Annotated in this window: 23 protein-coding genes; 20 read left to right on the forward strand and 3 right to left on the reverse strand. The window is 43.4% G+C overall.

Translation table 11 applies throughout. The features are described from left to right. Positions 1-357: 357 nt before the first annotated feature. From EV207_RS09065 to EV207_RS09095, 7 genes are all read left to right on the forward strand, one after another. Positions 358-1,161 carry a DeoR/GlpR family DNA-binding transcription regulator gene (locus tag EV207_RS09065; RefSeq protein ID WP_165886886.1) on the forward strand — a complete coding sequence of 268 codons (804 nt, stop codon included), beginning with the start codon at positions 358-360 and terminating at the stop codon, positions 1,159-1,161. A gap of 75 nt (positions 1,162-1,236) precedes the next feature. Then, positions 1,237-2,307 (forward strand): Gfo/Idh/MocA family protein, encoded by a 1,071-nt coding sequence (locus EV207_RS09070; RefSeq protein WP_132745830.1) that lies wholly within the window; start codon positions 1,237-1,239, stop codon positions 2,305-2,307. Between the two features lie 51 nt (positions 2,308-2,358). Next, positions 2,359-3,135, forward strand: coding sequence for a sugar phosphate isomerase/epimerase family protein (locus tag EV207_RS09075; RefSeq protein ID WP_132745831.1), 777 nt, complete (start codon positions 2,359-2,361; stop codon positions 3,133-3,135). Positions 3,136-3,193: 58 nt separating this feature from the next. Next, positions 3,194-4,597 (forward strand): alpha-galactosidase, encoded by a 1,404-nt coding sequence (gene melA, locus EV207_RS09080; RefSeq protein ID WP_132745832.1) that lies wholly within the window; start codon positions 3,194-3,196, stop codon positions 4,595-4,597. Positions 4,598-4,936: 339 nt separating this feature from the next. After that, on the forward strand, positions 4,937-5,992 hold the full coding sequence (desA, locus tag EV207_RS09085; RefSeq protein WP_132745833.1) for a Delta(5) desaturase DesA: 1,056 nt from the start codon (positions 4,937-4,939) through the stop codon (positions 5,990-5,992). A gap of 167 nt (positions 5,993-6,159) precedes the next feature. Continuing rightward, positions 6,160-7,296 carry a sensor histidine kinase gene (locus EV207_RS09090; protein WP_132745834.1) on the forward strand — a complete coding sequence of 379 codons (1,137 nt, stop codon included), beginning with the start codon at positions 6,160-6,162 and terminating at the stop codon, positions 7,294-7,296. After that, positions 7,293-7,892 carry a response regulator transcription factor gene (locus EV207_RS09095; RefSeq protein WP_132745835.1) on the forward strand — a complete coding sequence of 200 codons (600 nt, stop codon included), beginning with the start codon at positions 7,293-7,295 and terminating at the stop codon, positions 7,890-7,892. Before EV207_RS09090 ends, EV207_RS09095 begins: the two co-directional genes overlap by 4 nt. On the opposite strand, the gene EV207_RS09100 is transcribed toward EV207_RS09095, so the two are convergent. Continuing rightward, a complete protein-coding gene (locus tag EV207_RS09100) occupies positions 7,885-8,676 on the reverse strand; it encodes a class I SAM-dependent methyltransferase (RefSeq protein WP_132745836.1) in 792 nt (263 codons plus the stop codon). The genes EV207_RS09095 and EV207_RS09100 overlap by 8 nt on opposite strands. Before the next feature lie 110 nt (positions 8,677-8,786). Between EV207_RS09100 and EV207_RS09105 the strand changes: the two genes are divergently transcribed. The 10 genes from EV207_RS09105 (at position 8,787) to EV207_RS22995 (ending at position 16,661) form a co-directional block, all read left to right on the forward strand. Then, complete coding sequence (locus tag EV207_RS09105; RefSeq protein WP_132745837.1) at positions 8,787-9,716, forward strand: LysR family transcriptional regulator; 930 nt, start codon at positions 8,787-8,789, stop codon at positions 9,714-9,716. Further along, positions 9,703-9,849, forward strand: coding sequence for a hypothetical protein (locus EV207_RS22990; protein ID WP_165886887.1), 147 nt, complete (start codon positions 9,703-9,705; stop codon positions 9,847-9,849). Before EV207_RS09105 ends, EV207_RS22990 begins: the two co-directional genes overlap by 14 nt. Before the next feature lie 489 nt (positions 9,850-10,338). Further along, positions 10,339-10,548 (forward strand): hypothetical protein, encoded by a 210-nt coding sequence (locus EV207_RS09110; protein ID WP_132745838.1) that lies wholly within the window; start codon positions 10,339-10,341, stop codon positions 10,546-10,548. Between the two features lie 246 nt (positions 10,549-10,794). Continuing rightward, positions 10,795-12,117, forward strand: coding sequence for an MmgE/PrpD family protein (locus EV207_RS09115; protein WP_132745839.1), 1,323 nt, complete (start codon positions 10,795-10,797; stop codon positions 12,115-12,117). A 70-nt stretch (positions 12,118-12,187) separates the two neighbouring features. Next, a complete protein-coding gene (locus tag EV207_RS09120) occupies positions 12,188-12,850 on the forward strand; it encodes an ABC transporter permease (RefSeq protein WP_279389185.1) in 663 nt (220 codons plus the stop codon). A 17-nt stretch (positions 12,851-12,867) separates the two neighbouring features. Beyond that, positions 12,868-13,875, forward strand: a complete 1,008-nt coding sequence (locus EV207_RS09125; RefSeq protein WP_132745840.1) for an ABC transporter ATP-binding protein — start codon at positions 12,868-12,870, stop codon at positions 13,873-13,875. Beyond that, on the forward strand, positions 13,872-14,612 hold the full coding sequence (locus EV207_RS09130) for an ABC transporter permease (protein ID WP_132745841.1): 741 nt from the start codon (positions 13,872-13,874) through the stop codon (positions 14,610-14,612). Before EV207_RS09125 ends, EV207_RS09130 begins: the two co-directional genes overlap by 4 nt. A 13-nt stretch (positions 14,613-14,625) precedes the next feature. Beyond that, entirely contained in the window at positions 14,626-15,528 is a 903-nt protein-coding gene (locus EV207_RS09135) for an ABC transporter substrate-binding protein (protein ID WP_132745842.1), read from the forward strand. A gap of 8 nt (positions 15,529-15,536) precedes the next feature. Beyond that, positions 15,537-16,373, forward strand: a complete 837-nt coding sequence (locus EV207_RS09140) for an SIMPL domain-containing protein (protein WP_243647004.1) — start codon at positions 15,537-15,539, stop codon at positions 16,371-16,373. A gap of 126 nt (positions 16,374-16,499) precedes the next feature. Then, positions 16,500-16,661, forward strand: a complete 162-nt coding sequence (locus tag EV207_RS22995; protein ID WP_165886888.1) for a hypothetical protein — start codon at positions 16,500-16,502, stop codon at positions 16,659-16,661. A gap of 27 nt (positions 16,662-16,688) precedes the next feature. Here EV207_RS22995 and EV207_RS09145 read toward each other — a convergent pair whose 3' ends face one another. Together EV207_RS09145 and EV207_RS09150 are read right to left on the reverse strand one after the other, a co-directional pair. Continuing rightward, the gene (locus EV207_RS09145) at positions 16,689-17,321 is read right to left on the reverse strand and encodes an NAD(P)-dependent oxidoreductase (protein WP_132745843.1); all 633 of its coding nucleotides are present in this window, start codon (positions 17,319-17,321) and stop codon (positions 16,689-16,691) included. A gap of 65 nt (positions 17,322-17,386) precedes the next feature. Next, the gene (locus EV207_RS09150) at positions 17,387-17,800 is read right to left on the reverse strand and encodes an Rrf2 family transcriptional regulator (RefSeq protein ID WP_132745844.1); all 414 of its coding nucleotides are present in this window, start codon (positions 17,798-17,800) and stop codon (positions 17,387-17,389) included. A 358-nt stretch (positions 17,801-18,158) separates the two neighbouring features. Between EV207_RS09150 and EV207_RS09155 the strand changes: the two genes are divergently transcribed. Genes EV207_RS09155 through EV207_RS09165 form a run of 3 tightly spaced genes read left to right on the forward strand, consistent with a single transcriptional unit; the run spans position 18,159 to position 21,799 of the window. Further along, the gene (locus EV207_RS09155) at positions 18,159-20,486 is read left to right on the forward strand and encodes a xanthine dehydrogenase family protein molybdopterin-binding subunit (protein ID WP_132745845.1); all 2,328 of its coding nucleotides are present in this window, start codon (positions 18,159-18,161) and stop codon (positions 20,484-20,486) included. Then, the gene (locus EV207_RS09160; RefSeq protein ID WP_132745846.1) at positions 20,483-21,322 is read left to right on the forward strand and encodes an FAD binding domain-containing protein; all 840 of its coding nucleotides are present in this window, start codon (positions 20,483-20,485) and stop codon (positions 21,320-21,322) included. Before EV207_RS09155 ends, EV207_RS09160 begins: the two co-directional genes overlap by 4 nt. After that, positions 21,323-21,799, forward strand: coding sequence for a (2Fe-2S)-binding protein (locus tag EV207_RS09165; RefSeq protein WP_132745847.1), 477 nt, complete (start codon positions 21,323-21,325; stop codon positions 21,797-21,799). Positions 21,800-22,093 lie beyond the last annotated feature (294 nt).

Genomic DNA, 22,093 nt, shown 5'->3' on the forward strand with positions numbered 1-22,093 from the left:
TTTATCACCATACACATTGGGATCGTGAATGGTGGACAACGATGCAAGACCAAAGAGTGGGAATTCAATGAGTGGTTCCATGGAATTTCCGGGCAGCCTATGGGTTATGGGGGCCAATCCTGGTCAACAGCTATGTATCTTTTTGCCTGTGATACCGTGCAAAACCGTGAAGTAAGTGTGTTTAATCGGGAGCATAACTGGTAAAAAAACTTCCGCGAATTAAACATTTTGGACGAGATATACGATGTATAAGAAAATACAGCTAAGCTTTTGTACGTGTTAAAATGAACGAAGAAAAAGATAACGTGAATTTTTCTGATAGTTATTTAAAAGTAAAGGATGGCGAGGAGATTGATTGTGGCCCAAAGACGAAACAAAATTAAAGAGTTGGTGCTTAAAGAAGGCAGTGTTAAGGTATCTGAGCTTGTAAAGGTTTTCCAAGTCTCAGAAGAAACGATCCGCAGGGATTTAACACAGCTTGAACAAGAGGGTCTTCTTAAAAAAAATTATGGTGGAGCGATGCTCATTGAAAAGGAGGAAAAAAATGATAACATCCCCCCTGTCCGGCAGCGGCAAAACCAATACTCGGAGGAGAAGGATGCGATCGGGAGGCGTGCAGCTGAACTCGTTAAAGATGGAGAAATTGTCATACTTGATGCAGGTTCTACAACGTGGTACACAGCAAGGCATCTAAAGAACAAAAATGATCTCACCATCATATCTAATGGCTTAAATGTCGTTGATCAATGCTCGGAGAATACAACCTACTCCGTCTATATGTTAGGTGGAAAGTTAAGGCGCAATTCGATGAGTTTTGTAGGTCCCCAAGCAGAAACAGAGCTGAAAAATTATAGTGCAGACTATGTTTTTCTTGGCACATCAGGTATTTCTTTAAACCAAGGCTTTACAAGCTCCGATTTATACGAGGCGAAAATTAAGAGCCAAATGGCAACATCCGGTGACAAAATTATCATTTTGGCTGATCACAGCAAGTTGTCAAAGGCTGGTCTTGTTTCCTTCTGTGAGTTTGGGGATATTGATATGTTAATCACAAGTGAACTTGCAGATAGAGCCATTTTACAACAAATTCGCCAGCATGGCGTAGAAGTGATCGCTGTTCCGCTTTCGGTAGAAACGAGCAATCCAATGGCCCCATTATAAGGCTATCGTAAAGACTTTAAGGCTTAGGTTTTAAATGAATGACAAAGATATATCAACCTTAGGGAGGAAAAGAACATGACCAAGACATTGAAGGTAGGATTAATTGGAGCCGGCGGGATTGCCCAGGGCGTCCACATCCCAAACTATTTAAAATGCGGAGAAAAGGCAGAGATTGCGGCAGTTGCTGATGTTGCTAAGGAAAAAGCAGAGGAATGCGCCCAAAAATTTAATATCCCAAACATGTATGGCCATTATCAAGACATGTTGGAAAAGCAGGATTTGGATGCTGTGAGTGTATGTACACCGAACAAATTCCATAAAGAAGCTAGCATTGCAGCCTTAAATGCAGGGTGTCATGTTCTATGTGAAAAGCCACCTGCCATGAATATTCAAGAAGCTGAGGAAATGGCACAAACAGCCGAGGAAGCGGGCAAAATATTAACCTATGGTTTTCATTTTCGCCACGCTCCGGAAACAGAAGCACTCAAACGCTTCGTGGATGCCGGTGAAATTGGCAGCATTTATTCCGTCAATGTCAATGCGATGAGACGCCGCGGGATTCCCGGCTGGGGTGTGTTCACAAATAAAGAGCTGCAGGGAGGGGGGCCGCTAATTGACATTGGGGTCCATATGCTGGATACGGCCTTATATCTGATGGATTACCCTGAGCCTGATACTGTACTCGGGGCAACCTATCAAAAGCTGGGCAACCGTAAAGGTGTTGGTTTAATGGGTGAATGGGATTGGGAAAATTTCACCATTGAGGATATGGCAAGAGGCATGATCACCTTTAAGAATGGTGCTTCGATCCTGCTTAACTCGTCATTTGCTGCAAATGTAGAAAAGGTTGATGAAATGAATGTCTCCCTTATGGGTGACGAAGGCGGCGCTGATTTGTTCCCACTAAGAATCTATCAAGAAAAGCATGATACGCTAGTGAATCTGACGCCAATCAAGCTGCCAAAAAAGGGGTACCACGAGTTGGAAATTGAAAGGTTTGTTGATGCTTGCCTAAATCAAACAACACCTTTGTCTACAGCACGTGAAGGGGTGATCTTGCAACGGATTATACAAGGACTCTATCAATCTGCTGAAACAGGCGAAGCCGTTAAACTTGATCAATTCATTATAAATGGCATCAAATAATTTAGAACTGTGTTAAGGCATTATAAAAATTAATTAAGGGAGCGAAAAAACATGGCTAGAGTAGGCTTGCAGCTTTTTTCTGTTTGGAAAGACGCGGAGAAGGATTTTTTAAATACTATCGAACGGGTCGCAGATTTAGGTTACGAAAGCATTCAATTTGCAGGTTTTTATGATACCCCTATTGAAGACGTAGCGGACTTAATGGAACGGAAGGGGATTACTGCCGCAGGGGCGCATGTGCCAATTGAGCAATTACAGGGAGAGGCCCTAGACCGTGTGTTGTTTGAACACGAAAAGCTTGGCAACCAATTAATCATATGTCCAGCACTGCCAAAACATATGAGGGATAGTGAGGATGCCTGGCGAAAGTCTGCTGAATTATTTAATGATATTGGCCAAAGGTGCAAGGAGGAGGGATTCACGTTTGGCTATCACAATCATGATTTTGAATTTGAAGAAGTGAACGGCCAGACTGGGTTTGAACTGATATTTAAAAATACGGACCCTGATATCGTAAAAATGGAGCTTGATTGTTATTGGGCGAGCTATTCAGGGGTGGATCCTTATTCTATCATCACAGAATATAAAGATAGATGCCTTTCTTTGCATGTTAAAGATATCAAAACAGTTGGCGAAAAGACTGTGAGCACTGAGATCAGCAAAGGTGAGCTGCCTCTTCAACAACTGATAGAAGAAGCGATGAAGCATGGCACGGAATGGTTTATCGTTGAGCAGGAAGACTTCGAGGGTGATCCGTACGAAAGCTTGGGGGTAAGTGCCAGTAATTTGTCTGATTTGGCAGCAAAGGCAAGAAGCAATGTGAATTAAAGAAAAGAAGGTACGAAAAGGATGCGGGGAGAGAGGGACCAGAAATGGAGGCTTGGAAATGATAAAGGTTGCTATGATAGGAGCGGGCAGCATTGAATTTACGAAAAGAATTGTAAAGGATATCTTATCTGTTCCGGAATTTTGCGATACGGAGTTTCGGTTCATGGATGTGAATCATGCCAATTTAAACAGCGCGGCAAAATTTTGCCGCGCAATTATTAACAGGAACGGGCTTCCGGCAAATATAATAGAGACGGTCAATCAAAAAGAGGCTGTTAAGGACGCGGATTATGTGCTTTGTACCATTCGCGTCGGCGGTTTAACAGCGCTTGAACATGATATCGAGATCCCTTTAAAATACGGTGTTGACCAATGTGTTGGCGATACGCTTGGACCTGGAGGTATTTTTTATGGTTTAAGAATGGTTCCAGCGTTGCTTGACCTTGCCAAGGATATGAGAGAAGCGGCACCAGGTGCGTTGCTTATCAATTATGCCAATCCAATGGCTATCAATACTTGGGCACTGAGAAGAGCTGGCGGGGTTCGGTTCATCGGTTTATGCCATGGTGTACAAGGCGGCCATCACTTGTTGGCGAAGGCACTCGGCATTCCTAAGGACGAGCTTAAGATTACAGCGGCGGGTATTAATCATCAAACATGGTACATTAAAGCGAGTTACAGAGGTCAGGATATGAAACCCAAAATATTGGGAGCTCTACAGAAAGATAAAGAATTGGCGGAAAGGGAACCGTGCAGAATCGATGTCTTGCAGCGGTTCGGTTATTTTTCAACGGAATCCAATGGTCATTTAAGTGAATATCTGCCATGGTACCGCAAAAGGAAAGATGAGCTGGACCAATGGATTTATTCCAAGGATTGGATTGGGGGAGTTTCTGCGGGATACTTAAAAGAATACCGCAAACAGGCTGAGCGTTTCATTCAAAATTTCCCGGATCCAAATGATGCCGATGACAGACAATTAAGCATCTCCCGTTCTGATGAACATGCGTCATACATTATTGAAGCCCTAGAAACCGGCCGACCATACCGAGGCCATTTTAATGTAGAGAATAAGAATATGATCACAAATCTTCCAAATAGGAGTACGATTGAAATCCCTTGTTATGTCGATGCCGGTGGAATCCATCCCACTTTCATCGGGGATTTGCCGCTGCAATGCGCAGCAACATGCCGCACGAGCATAAGTGTACAGGAAATGGCGGTAGAGGCGGCATTGAATGGTGATCGTGATTTGGTGAAATTAGCTGTTCTGCACGATCCATTAACGGCGGCTGTATGCAATACGAATGAGGTTTGGCGGATGTGTGATGAGATGTTAGAAGCATTAGCACCCTGGTTGCCCCAATTTAACGGTGAAGGCCTCCGCTGGAAGGATAGACCTCAGCCCAGTGATGGGTTAAATTATGAGCGGCCGCTTGCCGGGGTTAGCGCACACAGCTGATCGTGATAACTATGGATCGGGAAAAATGGCTGGGACGGGCATGCAAGAGGGCGAATCGTGCCCGTGAGCCAAGAAAGAAGCAGCCAGCGGTAACGAATAGGAGTTAATCGTGCCTGAAGGATGTCCGGCGGAAGGATCGGGACATCCTTTTTTGGTTTTGGAAAAACGATAATATACGAAAAAATAAACCTGATCCGCTTTGGTGTCGGATACCGTTAATAGAGTAGGGAACCATGACATTTGTCATATGTGCTACCTGACGTTTATGTCTATAATTGCCCACTGTATGTCTTTATTATTGGAGTAGACGCAAATTCTCTATCCAATAAGGAGGATGACATGAGCAAAGAGAGACAAAAACAGTTAAAGAAAAACGTTGCACCTTTTGAAAGTTCGGATATTATCTCAAGTATTAAACAACTGATAAATACACTTTTGCCATTCTTCGGGTTATGGTTTCTAGCCTATCAAAGTTTAGCCGTCTCGATTTGGCTGACCCTGGCACTCTCTATTTGTGCATCAGGATTTGTCATTAGAATTTTTATCATCTTCCATGACTGCACACACCTGGCCTTTTTTAAGAATAAGAAAGCTAATCGAATCCTAGGAACCATAACTGGTATCATCACCTTGTTTCCTTTTGAAAAATGGAAGCGTGAACATGCGATTCATCATGCGACGAGCGGCAACTTGGATAAACGCGGAACCGGAGATATTTGGGTGATGACGGTTGATGAATATGTTGCCGCATCCTTTTGGGGCCGATTATCTTACCAGCTTTATCGTCATCCAATTGTTATGTTTGGATTAGGTCCATTATATCTTTACTTAATCGTTAACCGCTTTAACCGTAAAGGGGCAAAACGAAAGGAAAGATTGAACACATACCTGATCAATGCTTCAATCGTTTCTATATATGGCCTTTTGATTTGGTTAGTCGGCTGGCAAGCTTTTCTGGTTATTCAACTGCCTATTCTATTAATAGCAGGCGCCCTTGGCATTTGGCTATTCTATGTGCAGCATCAATTTGAGGATTCTTACTTTGAAAATGAAGACGAGTGGGATTTCGTAAAAGCTGCAGTTGATGGGAGTTCGTATTATAAACTCCCGAAGATACTGCAATGGGTGACAGGCAGTATTGGCTACCACCATGTGCATCATTTAAGTCCAAGAGTCCCTAACTATAATCTTGAAAAAGCACATGACATGACACCGCCGCTGCAACACGTCACGACAATTACACTTTCTACGAGTTTAAAATCGATTCGTTTCCGACTGTATGATGAGGAAAGCCGGTCGTTTGTAAGCTTTCAAGAAGTAAAGCATCGCTTAAGAAAAAAGACAAAATCAAGCGTGCAAATACCCAAAAGAAGGCCGAGCTTTCAAGAAAAATAATGTGAGGCTTCCAGCGCGGGATTAAAACAAATGTAGGCCCTTCAATTTTGGATTGGAGGGCTTTTGCTCGTTTGCGGTGCGCTTTTGGTTATAATAAAAAGTATATAAACAATTGGCGATTCAGTACAAGATGGAGTCGCTTGCGGATGAGTCACAAGGAGGGCGCTATGCGGAATTGGTTTCACATCTTTCCAAAAAACACGGGACTCAGCTCTTATGTTTGGATTATATTTTGTCTGCTCCCGTTTTATTTCATTATTAGGTCAGCATCATTCATAGAGATTACTTTCGGCATTATCATGATCATTTTATTTTTTATTGCCTATAGGCTATCTTTTATTTCTACGAGCGGGTTTGTTTATCTATGGGTGAGTGCAGAAATGGCGATAAGCATTTTCATGACTTTACATTTCGGATATTTTTATTTCTCGCTTTTCTTGGCCATTTTTATTGGGAACATTCAAAATAAAATTGGATTTTTCACATTGTACAGCATTCATCTTCTTACCACAATTGCTGCAATTAACATAGGCTTTTTTATAAAAAACGATCTGTTTTTTTCCCAATTGCCATTTATTATAATTGGTTTAATTGGCGTGATTCTGCTGCCGTTCAACATGTACAATCGCAACAAGCGTGAAGTCCTTGAAAATCAATTAGAAGATGCAAATAAGAAGATCTCTGAACTTGTCGTTATAGAAGAACGTCAACGGATTGCCCGCGATCTACATGATACCTTGGGGCAAAAACTTTCGCTCATTGGATTAAAGAGTGATTTGGCTGGGAGATTGATTGACGTTAATCCCATTTCCGCAAAAAATGAAATTAATGATATCAACCAAACCGCAAGGACGGCATTAAAAGAGGTGCGTGAGATGGTTTCCGATATGAAAGGCGCAAAACTGAAAGATGAAGTCATCCGGATTAAGCAAATATTAAAGGCCGCAGAAATCGATTTTACAATAGAAGGCAATCCGCAGCTTGAAAGTACGCCTTTATTGGTCGAAAATGTGCTGAGTATGTGTTTGAAAGAAGCTGTAACCAATGTTGTCAAGCATAGTCAGGCGACTTGTTGCAGTATCATGATTAAACAATCACATGATGAATTGGCTATCGAAGTGCATGATAATGGCATTGGCATTACCGGCAGTGCGGATTCTTTCAAAGGCCATGGACTTAGCGGCATGAGAGAACGTCTGGAATTTGTAAATGGCAATTTAAGCATTGAGTCATCGAATGGTACGATTGTTAATCTTCGAGTGCCCAAGGTTATTAAGGAGACGAAACAGGAGGGATTGGTGTGATTCGCATTGTGATTGCAGAAGATCAGCAAATGTTGCTTGGAGCACTTGGATCGCTGTTAGATTTGGAAAAAGATATGAAAGTCGTCGGAAAAGCGAGAAATGGTGAAGAAGCACTAACTTTAGCAAAGACGTTTCAGCCTGATATATGTATCATGGACATTGAAATGCCGTTAAAAAGCGGACTGGATGCAGCGGAGGAATTGAAAGATCACCCGTGTAAAGTGATCATTTTAACGACTTTTGCGCGGCCGGGTTATTTTGAACGTGCCCGCGCGGCGGGGGTAAGCGGCTATTTGCTGAAAGACAGTCCTAGTGAAGACTTGGCGAACTCTATCCGAGTTATTATGGATGGCCGACGCATTTACGCCCCAGAGCTCGTTGATATGGCTTACGGTAATGAAAACCCGCTGACGAAGCGTGAAGAACAGGTAATTAAACTTATGGCTGATGGAAAAAACACAAAAGAAATTGCAGGACAACTTAATATCGCCAACGGTACCGTTCGCAATTATATTTCAATTATCCTTGATAAGCTTGATGTGACCAACCGGATCGAAGCCGTTTCCCGGTTTAAGGAAAACGGCTGGTTTAAATAAGGGGTCTGACCCCTGTTCCTTGCAACAATACAACCTTCAAGCAAAAGGAATCCGGCTGTCCGTGTTCATTAAATTGGAGATCAAACGTTTCTTTGCAATGGGACGGAGCCGTCTGCAAAAATTTGACCAGTTCATGACGAACATTAGCCGGTGTCGCGGAACGCTCCACCCAATTTGCAAATTCCAGGCGAAGATCCCACGTCGACATCTCTTCGTAAATCAGACCGCTTTGTTCAAAATCATAGCGCCACTCGGATAGTGTTTGCTCGCGAACATGTGACGGATCCCGCATGCGATCCACATCATTGATAAAGGTATCTAAAAGGGAATTTTCCGGCGCATAATGATCAATCATCAAAAACCTCCCGCCCGGTTTTAAAACACGGGCCGTTTCGCTTACGAATTGTTTTATATTTGAAAAATGGTGAGCAGCGAAACGGCATGTGACCACATCAAAGAATGAATCGGGATATGGCAAATCCTCAGCATCGCCGCGAAGAAATTCAACATTTTCGATTCCGCGGCTGTTTGCAAGTTCGGAAGCTTCTTGAACCATTTCTTCTGTTAAATCCACACCGTAACACCTTTCAACATATGGTGCGAAGGCAAGAGCAGTATGACCGGCACCTAATGCTATGTCCAGGACCTTTTCATTTCCACTCAATTTCGCTGACTCAACCATTAGGCTGAGATCCGCACCTTTAGCGTGCACGGACGAGTCTCGGTATTTTTCTGCCTTTGGACCAAATTGCTGCTGCACTTTAGCTTTTGCGTTATTTGACATGTTTTCAACCTCCCCGTGTTTATATAAATGATCATACTTTATGGCTTTCTATTCGTCTAAGATATATAATCTATTGCAATAATAGTTTCTAGCTATGGGGTGAAAGGATAATGGACATGCGGTTACTTGAATATGCTTTGGAAGTCTATCGTCACAAAAATTTTACTAAGGCGGCGGGGCATTTGCATATCGCCCAGCCGTCATTAAGCAAACAGATTGCAAAATTGGAACAGGAACTTGGTGTATCCCTTTTTTATAGGGGACATGGAGCCGTAGAACCGACACCAGATGGGGTGCGTTTTATTGAGCAAGCTGAAAAGATTTTGAACATGCGCAGGTCTCTGGAACGGGAAATGCACGAACGAAAGGAGGGTATAGGTGGAGATTTAACTATTGGCACAACCGCGATAACAGGAGGGCATGTGCTTCCGCCGATCCTTCGAGCCTTTACCGAACAATACCCAAACGTTCGTGTTCGTCTAGTAGAAGAGGCAACCGCAAAACTTACAGAACTAACGGCCAAAGGATTCATCGATGTGTCAATATTGGCACTGCCGGTGGAAGATGCCCGCCTGACCACGAAAACAATGTTAACTGAACCACTGTACCTTGTCCTCCCGCGGACTCAAAAGCCATGGATGTCCAAAATACTGCAAGGTTTGAACAGTTTCCAGGAGGCATCCGTCTCATTGCGATCATTATCAAGCAGCCCATTAATTTTATTAAAGCAAGGATTCGGCTTTCGCCGCACGGTTCTTGAACTTTGTGCCGAAAGCGGATTTCAGCCCCAGATCGCCTATGAGACAAGCAGTATAGAAACAGCACAATCGCTTGTAATGAACGGTCTGGGTGTGACCATCGTTCCAGAAATGGTCTTGCGCCGGGATCTAGAGCGGAAACTGCATTACGTCAAACTTGATTCAAATCCCACTCGTACATTGGTCTTCGCTATGAACCGGGAACGCTACCTGAGTATGGCGGCAAAAGCTTTAATTAAAATTCACGAAGAACAAGGAGGGGTTAATAATGGGGGGGAATAATAGATTGCAATTGCTCAAGGTCATGGAGATTTTGCGGACGGAGAGGGATGAAGAAAATGAACTAACATTAAAGGGAACCGAATGCGGCATGTCATGGGTTCAGGATGACACATTCCAGCACGATGAGGACTAAACAAAGTAAATAAAGTAAAAAATGTATTTTATAAGGTAGATAAAGACCCAAATCCGATAAAATGGGTAGAGAAGGCGTCTTCATAAGGTTGATGAAGACACCAAATCGGTAAAAAAAGGAAAAAATAGGGGTGAAAGATTTAACTTTTATATAAATATTTTAAAAAATCGAATTTACAATAGTATTTATATTATTGTATACTTGTAATACAACATACCTGAAAGCGCTTAATATAAGGGCTTTTTTCTTTTCCTAGGTGTTGTTTGACTCTTTAGATCTCTCGGAAAGAAGGGATAAAACTGATCGTTGAAAGAAAAAAGGTATCTGAGTAAATATTTAATCGCATTAAAAAGATGAAGAGGCAGTGCCCCTGCATGAGAAACGCAAAAAGCAAACTAGAAAAATATCAATCTACCACAATGGAGGTTTAACAAAATATTTGAAAAAGAGATCCATTTCTATAGTGAAGGTAGCAAATTAGTTGGGACGTTGTATTTACCAGATGACCTGAAAGAAGGGGAAATACGTCCAGCCATCATACCGAATTCCGGGTATAACGGGCTGTCTGAACAAGTTGAAGATATCAATAGTGCCATCACCTTTTTGCAGCTCCAAGAAAATGTCGACCATAATCGGATTGGCCTGCTTGGTTGGGGAATGGGAGCATCCAACGTCATTCAAGTGGCAGCAAAAAAATAAACGCGTATCAGCGGCGGCGGCTTCTACAATGGTGAACGCTGGTTAAAATCCATTCATACATACAAAGAATGGCGTGATATTTTGGAAGCATTGGAGGAGGATCGCATCCACCGTGTAACCAAGGGGCTGGAAGACAAGGCAAGGACGATTCATTTGGTAGACTTGCTTTATGAAGCGCGGCCTAAAAAGGAAATAGCTTTCCTAACACTAAAGGACGACTTATGATCTCGCCAAAGGAGTTGGAAAATGAAGAAACCTTCCTGTTCATATGTGTCTGACTTTATTCGAGGTGAGTCCCTTGACACTATTGGAAAAGGGACGCTGCAAGCATTGAAGGAAGCGTTAGCTGATATTATAGCCTGCACAATAGCTGGTTCATCATTAGCATCGTCTCGGATCACCTATTCTTTTTCTCGTAAACAATATGGAAGCGGTTCATGTTCGATACTGGGGTTTCCCGAAAAATTAACTCCCGCCGGAGCAACGCTTGTCAATGCTACAATGGCTAATGCACTTGATATCGATGACGGTCACCGGCTGACGAAAGGGCATCCAGGTGCAGTCATTTTTCCGGCTGTATTAGCTGCTGCAGAAGAACGAGAGGCTACTGTGATAGATTTTTTAACAGCTCTGTTAATAGGTTATGAAATCGGGATCCGAGCTGGCATTGCAGCGCATCATTTGCGGTCAGAATACCATTGTACCGGATCATGGGGGGTGCTCGGGGCCGCGGCGGGTGTTTCCAGGTTATTGAAGCTCACACCAGCAGCTATCGAAAATGCCCTTGGAATAGCAGAATATCATGCCACATACTCACCGATGATGCGCTGCATTGCCTACCCATCCATGGTGAAAGATGCTATTGGATGGGGGAGTATGACGGGTATCAGTTCTGCATATTTAGCTGAAGAAGGATTTAGCGGTATCCCGTCTTTGTTTACCTTCAAGGAATCAAATCCGTTCATACAAGACCTTGGCAACCGTTATCGAATCAGGGAGTTGTATTATAAACCATTTGCCTGCTGCCGCTGGGCACAGCCAGCTGTCCAATGTATCGAAACACTTGTTAAAGAGTACAAAACATTGAGTCCAGATAAAATCGATCGGATCACCATATATACATTTAGAAAATCCGCTGATTTATCAACTGAAATCCCTAAGACCACTGAAGAAGCCCAGTATAATTTAACCTTTCCGATCGCAGCCTTTCTCGTTTTCGGAGCAGTGGGGCCAAAGCAAGTGACAGAGGAACTTGGCAACCGTGACGTTCTAAAGATGATGGAAAAAATTGAAGTGAAGGTTGATCCGGATTTAGAAAAACACTTTCCCGAGAAGGCACTAAGCCGTGTTGAATTGGAAACCATTGATGGCAGAAAGGCAGAATCCCCGATCATTCAAGCAAAAGGTGATTTTGACTATCCTTTAACTTTAGAAGAAAAGCAAGCTAAGTTTATTCAGTTGACTGCACCTTCAATGGGTAGTAAGAAAGCTAGAAAGCTTTATAAAATGATTAGCGAGATTGAAAAGGCCGATAACCTTCAAGCGTTCATAAAAGAAATGGAAGAATGATCTTAAACCAAGGTTTTCTTCAAGTAATAGTTTGAATAATTATAATATTCGAAAAGGCAGGGGGAAGCTATTGAACTGGCTAAATGATTGGATCACTTATATCACCATTGATTTGTCCCATATTCTCAACTTGACGATGGAGCATGTTGAACTCGTTGGCTTATCCGCTATTGTCGCCATTGCGATCGGTGTGCCGCTTGGCATTTATTTAACGACAAATGAAGCTCTGGCTGGGACGGTCCTTCAAGCGACATCGATCATTATGACGATTCCGAGCATCGCTCTGTTTGGGATCATGATTCCGGTTTTTTCTCTAATCAATCAAGGGATAGGATTTGTACCGGCCTTCATCGCTTTAATTCTTTATTCACAGCTGCCGATCATCCGCAATACTTATACGGCGATAAAAAACGTCAATCCCGATCTCAAGGATGCTGCGATCGGGATCGGTATGAAACCTATTCAGAGACTGGTCCGAGTTGAAATCCCGAATGCCATCCCAATTATTATGGCGGGGGTCCGCACCTCCGTTGTCATGAATATCGGCATCGGTGCTATTGCATCCTTTATTGGTGCAGGGGGACTCGGCGTATTAATTAACCAAGGGATCACGAGAAGTGACGAAAAGCTTATTGTCACGGGGGCACTTGCAGTTTCCGTTTTAGCGATCATCGCCGATGCGATTCTTTGGATTGTCCAAAAATTATTGACGTCGCGCGGTTTAACTGATTAATATTTGGAGGTGGAAAAATGATTAAATTCGACCATGTGACAAAAATGTTCCAAGGCGGCGCTAAAGCTGTTGATGATGTCAATTTTACTGTTGAAGATGGTGACATTGTTGTTCTGCTTGGACCTTCGGGTTGCGGTAAGACAACGCTGCTGCGTATGGTTAACCGGTTGGAATCGATCACAAGCGGTGATATTTCTATCGATAATAAAAGCATTAAAAGATTGAATGACATTGAACTTCGCAGGGCCATCGGTTATGTCATCCAAAGCAATGGATTGTTTCCCAATATGACCATTGAATCAAATGTGACGATAGTCCCACAGCTGCTTCGGTGGGATGCAAAGAAACGGCACAACCGTTATAAAGAGCTGATGCAATTAATTGGCCTTGATCCCGAGAAATATGCGAAACGCTATCCCCATGAATTATCGGGCGGCCAACAACAGCGCGTCGGTGTCGCCAGGGCGCTTGCCGCCGATCCGCCGATTCTGTTAATGGACGAGCCTTTCGGCGCTCTCGACCCAATTATACGGGAAAAATTGCAGGATGAATTTCTTCAGATCCAGACCGAGGTGAAAAAGACGATCCTGTTTGTCAGCCATGATATTGATGAAGCCATCAAAATGGGTGATAAGATTGCTCTCCTACGTGATGGGAAAATCATGCAATATGATCGTCCGGCCGATTTGCTCACTCATCCAAAAAATGACTTCGTCTCCCAATTTATTGGGGAGGATCGGATGATCAAAGGCTTAAGTTTGCATACGATCAAGGATTTACTGCGAGAAGTTGGCTTAGCTGAAATGCCTCATCAGCATTATGACGGAAAAACAGTTGCGGGTTCCCAGAATTTGCGGAATACACTGTCAATTCTAATGAATCAAGGGGCTGAACAGGTGATCGTGACAGATCATAATGAACAAGAAATCGGTGCTGTCACAATTGACCTTATCCAAAGATATATCGCCAAGCAAATAAAAGGAAAAACTGACGCTTCCCTTCCCTTTGAAAGGGTGGTTCGATGAGCCGCAAGAAACTGATTACGAATGTCGTCAGGTATGTGCTTTACGCTTTGATGGTCTTATTCTTCATCTGGGCATTGCAGCATCACTATTTGGCTAGTATTTTTACAGAGTCCGATAAGTTCTTCGTCATGCTGAAGCAGCATCTTAAACTTGTTGTTGTGTCGTCCTTTTTAGCCATTATTATCGCTGTTCCTGCGGGGATCATCGTGACTAGGAAAAGTTTCAAAAAGGCCGAGTGGCTGGTGTCAAATGTTGCCAACCTTGGGCAAACGATTCCGAGCATTGCTGTTTTAGCGCTGATGATGGGGGTATTAGGACTCGGGTTTAAAACAGCGATATTTGCTTTATTTATCTACTCGCTTCTTCCTATATACCGCAACACGGTTGCCGGCATCAATTCAGTGAATGATAAGCTGATTGATGCTGCGAAAGGGATGGGTTTTAAACCTTATCAGATTCTGTTCAGAATCGAGTTGCCAAATGCGGCTTATTCTATTATTGCCGGTGCTCGGACGGCGATTGTTTTAAACATTGGAACAGCAGCCCTCGCATTTTTAATCGGAGGCGGCGGGTTTGGGACCTGGATTTTCACTGGCATTTCACTGTTTAACAATGATCTTCTTTTGTCAGGAGCCGTTCCTGTTATTTTACTTGCCATTATGGCGGATTACTTGCTTCGTTTATTGGAATATCTCCTTGTACCTAAGGGTGTAAGACGCTCTGCAAAAACATCATAAGGGGGGTATTTAAATGAAAAGGTTATTGAAAATCTCAATATTTATTGTCAGCATATGTGTGTTATCAGCCTGTTCATCATCCGGCGGCAAACATGTCACAATCGGCGCCAAGGATTTCACCGAGCAGTTTATCCTGTCTAAGATGGCGGTTTTCCTGCTTGAAGACCACGGTTTTAAGGTTGATGAAATGGACAACCTGGGAAGCAGCGTTCTTCGAAAGACGATGGAGACAGGTCAGATTGACATGATGTGGGAATATACCGGGACAGCACTCACCACGTATTTAAAGCAAGATCCCATTTCTAATCCGGATAAATCCTTTCAGAAAGTGAAAAAGATGGATGCAAAGCAAAATGATATCGCTTGGATGAATAAATCTAACGTAAATAATACGTATTGTCTATTGATGGACAAAAAAGAAGCGAGAAAACTTGGGATAAAAACAATCAGTGATCTGGCCGATTATATCAATAAACACCCAGGGAAAATGACAATGGGCACAGATGCTGAATTCGGCAGCCGTGCCGATGGGTTAAAAGGCGTAGAAACAAAATATGGTTTTCAATTTGGAGCTAAGCAGATTAAACAAATGCAGATCGGTTTGTATTATAAAGCGCTGCACAATGGTGCTGTAGATGTTGTTGCTGGATTCCAAACCGATTCAGGCATCAAAAAATATAATCTTCTCGTATTAAAAGACGATAAGAAATTTTTCCCGGTGTATGATGCTGCGCTTTCCGTCGACGCCGACATTTATAAAAAATATCCAGAAATCAAAAAGATTACAAAACCGCTCGCTGAAAAGTTAAACAGTGATGTGATGCGCGAGTTAAATTATAAGGTGGATGTCGAAGGAAAGAACGTATCTGTCGTCGCCCATAATTGGCTTGTTAAAAATGGGTTATTAGAAAAGTAAATACATGAATGAAAAATACGATTGGCAGGCATCGTATTTTTCGTTTTTCCGAAAAGTTAGGGGCAATAGAACAATCAAGCGGATCGAGCCTTTTAAAACTGCCGTACCGAGGCGTCCTGTCATTAGCATTTGCCATTTACCCCATTCCCTCGCATATAATAATTATAAGAAAAGAAAGTGAAAGGCGGTATAATATGTACTATTCTTATGCGGAACAGCACAGGCAAGATTCTCCACGGGTTATGACTGCTAATGGCGAGGCGAGCCTCTTGGTTAAGCCGGACATAGTCAGTATACAATTAGAGGTAATGACGGAAAACAAATCGTTAAGCCAAGCCCAGCAGGAAAATGCCTATAAAATGAATCGTGTGATTCAATCGCTGTTACAAGCGGGAATTCCGGGAGAAAATATCCAAACATCTGCTTATAATATAACTCCCAAATATGATTATATCGATGGGAAGCAGGTGTTCAGGGGTTATGAGGTAACCAACACGATCACAGTTAAAATGAAAGATATCGATCAAACCGGCCGGATCATTGATCTTGCCGTTAATAATGGTGTCAATCACGTGTCCAATATCCAATTTACGATTGATAATCAGCAAGAAATCTACCAGCAGGCGCTAAGCAACGCTTTAAAAAATGCCTTGGCGAAGGCGCAGACAATCGCCAATACTTTAAACGTAAATCTTGATGCCGCGCCTATAAAAGTTGTCGAAAAATCCAGTGAACCACCGCATACCTTTCAAACATTTACCGCAGCGGAAAGCACTGGCACAACCCCTATTGAACCAGGGCAAATTATGATTCGCGCCAGTGTGGAAGCACAGTTCCGCTATTGACGGCCGGCATGCGCCTGTTACCAAAGAATACTATAATGACTTCACCACAAGCGTCCATATAAAGAAATGGGCGTTATTTTTTTGTGAGGACGCAAAAATCCCAGTGAGGACCAGGGGATAGAAGAGATGGTAAAAGAAGTGAAGCCAACCATACATGACATGGGTGCAGCTTTGCTTCTTTTTTATTTTGCTAGGCGAAAGAATAGCATTGGCCGAAGAGTGTTAACCCATTGTTGTGGATTAGAAGGGTTAAAGTCCCAATTACTTGTTGATCAATTAATAAAGTAAATACTTAGGGGCTTTGCCCCTAAGTATTTACTCCGCTTCACCAACCACGGTAAATCTCTCGTTAAGGTGACTAGGATTTTCGATTTCATCGGCCACAGCTGCCGCGAAGTCGGCGTAACTGATATAGCTTTCACCTTTAGCATTCACAAGCAAATTGTCTTTTCCTGTTTGATAAGAACCTGTTTTTGGGCCATTAGGATCAAAAACAGCCGAGGGACTAATGAAGGTCCAAGTCAGACCCTGAGATGCCTGCAACTCTTGAAGATTTCTTGCTTGGCCTCTAGCGGTTGGTTTAAATTGATCAGGGAAATCCGGTGTATCGATAACCCGAGTGTTTTCATCAACATATAGGCTCCCTGCTCCGCCGACGATAATGACTCTTGTGTCTGTGCCTTTTAATGCTTCGATTAACGCATGTCCGGCTGTAACGTGTGGTTCTTCTTCACCTAATGGAGCCCCGAACGCATTAACTACAACGTCGTAGGGCTTGAGATCCCCTGATGAAAGGTCATAGATATCCTTCTCTATAACCCCCACATTTTGATCCGTTATTTTTGCAGCATGTCTTACGATAGCTGTGGCTTCATGCCCCCGCTTTTCAGCCTCTTTTAGAATAAGGTTACCTGCCTTACCGCTTGCTCCAATAACAGCTATTTTCATTTGTCATTCCTCCTCAAAAGTTTTGTAACAATAAAAGTTACAATCAGGCGGTGAAAAAATCTCTTTTATTCAAAGAGATGGTCTAATATGTTTTGAAGTGTTTGGTTGGCCAATTCCTCTTCTATCGTCTCCTGAACCTTATGGAACGTTGCATCCAAAGTAGACTGTATGTTCGCTCCCACTTCACAGTCGGGATTGGGATTCTGATGTATTGAAAAAACAGACTCCCGGTATCCTTGTATTGCTTTATAAATGTCCAATAAAGAAATATCAGAAGGAGACCGCGTCAATTTGATCCCGGGAATGCCTGGTTGTGAAGTCAAAAGACCGGCTTTTTTCAGTTCACTTGTAAGCCGCCGGATAACGACCGAGTTCGTTTGAACACTGCCAGCTATGAATTCGGATGTTAACTGATCACGCGGATTTAAGGCAGCCAATGAGAGAATATGAATGGATACAGCCAAACGATTATTTTTCATACCTGTTCACCACCGATGTAACAATTATAGTTACATTTCGAAATCATGTCAAGTTCGGTACTGTTCCTTAATAAAGTATCCCATAAAACAACTTTATATCCTTTCACGTCCGTTTGTGAAATGAGAGGAGGCGCTATAAAATGTGACAGGCGCATTTTATCAACCATTTTAAAAGCTTGTACGGCATGACGCCAAATCAAATTTTCACGGCAAAATCATGGACATTTTCTGGGTTCATAATCCAGTATCATTTGTTTTTTCTACATAATAACATTTTAATGAAATAAATATAGAATAGTCTTTGTTTTCGTGGCTATAAGAAAGGATAACTATCTAAGCCCAAAGGGGGGCTATTATAATGGAAACAGTCGGCCATAGTGTGATCAGAAAAGATGCATTTCAAAAGGTGACCGGGGCGGCTGAGTATACCGCTGATCGGAAAACCGTGGACACATTATACGCTAAATTGGTCATCAGTCCATACGCCCATGCCAAAATTCTAAATGTTGGCATTGCAAGGGCACAAAAAGTGACCGGCGTTCGGGCGATTTTAACCGGACAAAACACCACCCATCTATTAACGGGGGAAGAAATCAGGGATCGGCCGATCATAGCCTATGACCGTGTCCGTTATTACGGCGAGGTTGTCGCTGTCGTGATTGCTGATTCACTTGCCACCGCCAAACAAGCTGCTTATTTGGTCGATGTTAGTTATTCACCCCTTCCAGTTGTCAACTCCCCAACAGAAGCTTTTCAACAAGATGCACCACTCATCCATGAAAATCTAGGCAGCTACAAGAAAATTGAACATGTTTACCCCATACCTGGAACAAACATTTGTAATCACAACAAAATTAGAAAAGGCAACATGGATAAAGGTTGGCAAGCGAGTACCGTTATTGCCGAGAGAAGTGTGACGCTGCCTATCGCCGATCATGCTGCGATGGAAACACGGAGTGTAAGCTGCGAAATACTGCCAAACGGCCACGTGATTATTCATTCGGCATCACAGGCTCCGTTTGCCATCAAAAGATGGTTCGATAACCTGTTCAATCTTCCACAATCAAAAATAACTGTCTATACACCACTTGTCGGAGGGGCTTACGGCGGGAAATCCGCCATCCAATTAGAATTTATCGTTTATTTGGCATCAAAAGCGACAGGCGGTCAAAAAGTGTCACTAACAAATTCCAGAGAGGAGGATTTCGTTACATCACCCGTTCACATTGGTCTAGACGCACAGGTGAAGTTAGGCTCAGATTCGGAAGGCAATTTGCAGGCGGCAGAGATCCTTTTTCTTTTCGATGGCGGGGGTTATTCTGACAAAGCAACAGATATGAGCAAAGCGGCTGCGGTTGATTGCACGGGTCCCTATCATATTGAAAATGTCCGTTGTGATTCGCTTTGTATGTATACCAATCACCCTTACGCAACATCCTTCCGGGGATTCGGCCATCCTGAATTAACCTTTGCCATCGAAAGAACGATGGATCTATTGGCAGAGAAGCTTTCTATGGACCCGCTAGAATTGCGCTGGAAAAATGCGATCACGTGGGGACAGTTAACACCGACACAAGTTATGTTGAATAAAAGTGACATCGGTGATACCAAACAATGTATTGAAGAGGTAAAGGGATTGATTGATTGGGATGAAGGCACCCGGTTTGAAGTCGCAGAGAACATCGTACGGGCAAAAGGTGCCAGTTGTTTTTGGAAGACATCGAACATCGAGACGAACGCGGGTTCCGGTGTGATCCTGACCTTCAATGAGGACGGAACGGTTAACCTTAGCTGCGGGGTCGTTGAAATTGGAACAGGGTCACGCAGTGTTCTAGCGCAAATTGCCGCAGAAAGACTGGATATACCAGTAGATCAAATATATGTAAAAATGGATATTGATACAAGCATAACGCCTGAACACTGGAAGACTGTCGCATCAAGAGGTCTGTGGATGGCAGGAAGGGCGGTGCTTCGGGCGGCCGAAGATGCGATCGGACAGCTGTTCTGGGTTGCCTCACAAGTCTTGAGAGCTCCACCGGATGACTTGGAAATAGGCGGCGGTTATGTCTATATAAAATCGGAACCGCGAAAGAGAGTGACCATTCAAGAGATTGCCTATGGCTATGTCTATCCGAACGGCAATGGCATAGGCGGGCAAGTCATTGGAAGAGGCGTGTATACACTAGTGGGCATGACGTATCTGGATCCTGATACAGGCAAAGGCGATCCGGGCCCCGATTGGACGGTCGGTGCTCAAGCTGTTGAAGTAGAATTTAATGCACGGGACTTCACTTATAAATTGCTGCGGGCTGCAACAGTCGTTGACGCTGGAACAATCATTAATCCAAAACTCGCGGAAGGGCAAGTCATGGGGGCAATGAATATGGGGTTGAGCTATGCGAGCCGTGAAGGATTTATATTTGATAAATATGGGCGGGTGTTGAATAACCAATTTCGAACCTACAAATTGCTGCGCTACGGAGAAAATCCAGAATATAAAGTAGGATTTGTTCATACGCCTTCAAGGGAAACAGCTTATGGTTTGCGCGGGATCGGCGAACACGGCGTGATCGGCATGCCCGCGGCATTGGCAAGCAGCCTTTCCCGGGCATGCGGCGTGCCGCTCAATTTCCTCCCCTTGCTGCCTGAAAAGATTTGGCGGGCAACCATGGGAGGCAAAGGATGATTGGCTTTAATTTTGACTACTACCGGCCGACAGACGTCACTCAAACCGTCCAGTTATACCAAACTCTTGCTTCACAAGAAAAGCACCCCGAATATCTTGCGGGCGGGACGGAATTGATCACAATGGCCCGTTTGGATCAAATCAGGATGGGGGCCGTCATTGATATTGGCCATCTGCCTGAAGCATCTGCATACGGGTTTCATAACGGGCAGCTTATTATTGGATCAGCTATTACGCTGACACAAACTTCCAAAACGCCACACTTTCCACTTCTGGCTGAGGTCGGAGGGGAAGTCGCCGATCATACGGCAAGGAACCAGATCACAGTCGGCGGAAATATTTGCGGAAGAATCTATTACAGGGAAGCCGTTCTTCCTTTTCTATTAGCTGACAGTACAGTTATAACTTTAGGCCCTAATGGCTTTCGCTCTGCGGCGATTATGGACGTTTTCGACAAGCGCTTGCGGCTTCATCGGGGCGAATGGCTCGTTCAGCTTATGGTCGACCGCGCGATAACGACATTGCCCTTTTATAGTGTCAAAAGACGAAAACTTGATCAAATTGGCTACCCGCTATTGACGCTTGCCGCCTTGAAAAAGGATGGTTTGATTCGCGCCGCCTTTAGCGGATTATGCGCTTTCCCATTTCGTTCAACTGAAATTGAAGACATTTTGAATAACCGCGATTTATCAAAGATGGAGAGAATCAGTCAAGTCATTGATAAAGTGCCTGGCCCGATTCTTGATGATCTGCTCGCATCTTCTGAGTATAGGATTTTTGTCTTGCGTAATACGTTAATGGAGATGTTTTTGGCATTGGAAAGTGAGGGAGCCTAAATGAATCACTCGGATGAGCGGATGCGTATTGTGCTTAACGTGAACGGTGAGGAGAGAAAAGCGGATATCCGGGCTTCGGATATCCTGCTTGATGTGCTGCGCGGCTCCTTAGGTTTAACGGGTGCCAAGCCGGGCTGCCTGAACGGGGATTGCGGCGCTTGCACCGTGCTTGTAGACGATATCCCAGTCAAATCATGTATCATGCTTGCCGTACAGGCGAGGGATTTACCCATTACTACGATTGAAGGATTAAAGTACACAGCAACGCAAAAGGCGTTTATTGAACAGAATGCTTTTCAATGCGGCTATTGTACATCAGGCTTTATTATGAACATTGAAGGTCTGATCAGAAACGAAACCGACTTGGACGATGAAACGATTGAAGAATGGCTGCAATCCAACATATGCCGGTGTACTTCTTATGAAGAAATCAAGGCTGCTGTTTATTCAGTCATTGAGGATGCTTCAATAAAATAACCTGTTATGGAAAAGTCTATCCGAAAATCAAAACGTCGTGAGCGTTGTTGCAAAAAGCCCTTTCTTGGGGCTTTTTTGTACTTTAAGAATGTTTAAGTTCGCTAAAGCGAAAAGGCGGAATAAAGTATAAGGGCAACTAAGGCTTTCGCCGTTAAAGCTTGGCGATAAGCCAAGTTTTCTTTAGTTAATCAGAAAGTATCCTGAAATATTCATAGTCTAATGTCGATGTCCCAAGAAATTGGGTTATATCAGGGTTTTCAATGCCATAACTTTCACCTAAAAAATGAAAGGGTT

It is taken from the genome of Scopulibacillus darangshiensis (assembly GCF_004341035.1).
GTDB lineage: Bacteria > Bacillota > Bacilli > Bacillales > Sporolactobacillaceae > Scopulibacillus > Scopulibacillus darangshiensis.

Excerpts from the sequence above, each read along its gene's own strand:
- EV207_RS09150 (WP_132745844.1), bottom strand. The coding sequence starts at position 17,800 with ATGAAAAATAATCGTTTGGCTGTATCCATTCATATTCTCTCATTGGCT.
- melA (WP_132745832.1), top strand. The coding sequence starts at position 3,194 with ATGATAAAGGTTGCTATGATAGGAGCGGGCAGCATTGAATTTACGAAA.
- EV207_RS09125 (WP_132745840.1), top strand. The coding sequence starts at position 12,868 with ATGATTAAATTCGACCATGTGACAAAAATGTTCCAAGGCGGCGCTAAA.
- EV207_RS09105 (WP_132745837.1), top strand. The coding sequence starts at position 8,787 with ATGGACATGCGGTTACTTGAATATGCTTTGGAAGTCTATCGTCACAAA.
- EV207_RS09070 (WP_132745830.1), top strand. The coding sequence starts at position 1,237 with ATGACCAAGACATTGAAGGTAGGATTAATTGGAGCCGGCGGGATTGCC.
- EV207_RS09130 (WP_132745841.1), top strand. The coding sequence starts at position 13,872 with ATGAGCCGCAAGAAACTGATTACGAATGTCGTCAGGTATGTGCTTTAC.
- EV207_RS09135 (WP_132745842.1), top strand. The coding sequence starts at position 14,626 with ATGAAAAGGTTATTGAAAATCTCAATATTTATTGTCAGCATATGTGTG.
- EV207_RS22990 (WP_165886887.1), top strand. The coding sequence starts at position 9,703 with ATGGGGGGGAATAATAGATTGCAATTGCTCAAGGTCATGGAGATTTTG.
- EV207_RS09165 (WP_132745847.1), top strand. The coding sequence starts at position 21,323 with ATGAATCACTCGGATGAGCGGATGCGTATTGTGCTTAACGTGAACGGT.
- EV207_RS09160 (WP_132745846.1), top strand. The coding sequence starts at position 20,483 with ATGATTGGCTTTAATTTTGACTACTACCGGCCGACAGACGTCACTCAA.
- EV207_RS09100 (WP_132745836.1), bottom strand. The coding sequence starts at position 8,676 with ATGTCAAATAACGCAAAAGCTAAAGTGCAGCAGCAATTTGGTCCAAAG.
- EV207_RS22995 (WP_165886888.1), top strand. The coding sequence starts at position 16,500 with ATGGTAAAAGAAGTGAAGCCAACCATACATGACATGGGTGCAGCTTTG.
- EV207_RS09140 (WP_243647004.1), top strand. The coding sequence starts at position 15,537 with ATGAAAAATACGATTGGCAGGCATCGTATTTTTCGTTTTTCCGAAAAG.
- EV207_RS09145 (WP_132745843.1), bottom strand. The coding sequence starts at position 17,321 with ATGAAAATAGCTGTTATTGGAGCAAGCGGTAAGGCAGGTAACCTTATT.
- EV207_RS09115 (WP_132745839.1), top strand. The coding sequence starts at position 10,795 with ATGAAGAAACCTTCCTGTTCATATGTGTCTGACTTTATTCGAGGTGAG.
- desA (WP_132745833.1), top strand. The coding sequence starts at position 4,937 with ATGAGCAAAGAGAGACAAAAACAGTTAAAGAAAAACGTTGCACCTTTT.
- EV207_RS09075 (WP_132745831.1), top strand. The coding sequence starts at position 2,359 with ATGGCTAGAGTAGGCTTGCAGCTTTTTTCTGTTTGGAAAGACGCGGAG.
- EV207_RS09155 (WP_132745845.1), top strand. The coding sequence starts at position 18,159 with ATGGAAACAGTCGGCCATAGTGTGATCAGAAAAGATGCATTTCAAAAG.
- EV207_RS09090 (WP_132745834.1), top strand. The coding sequence starts at position 6,160 with ATGCGGAATTGGTTTCACATCTTTCCAAAAAACACGGGACTCAGCTCT.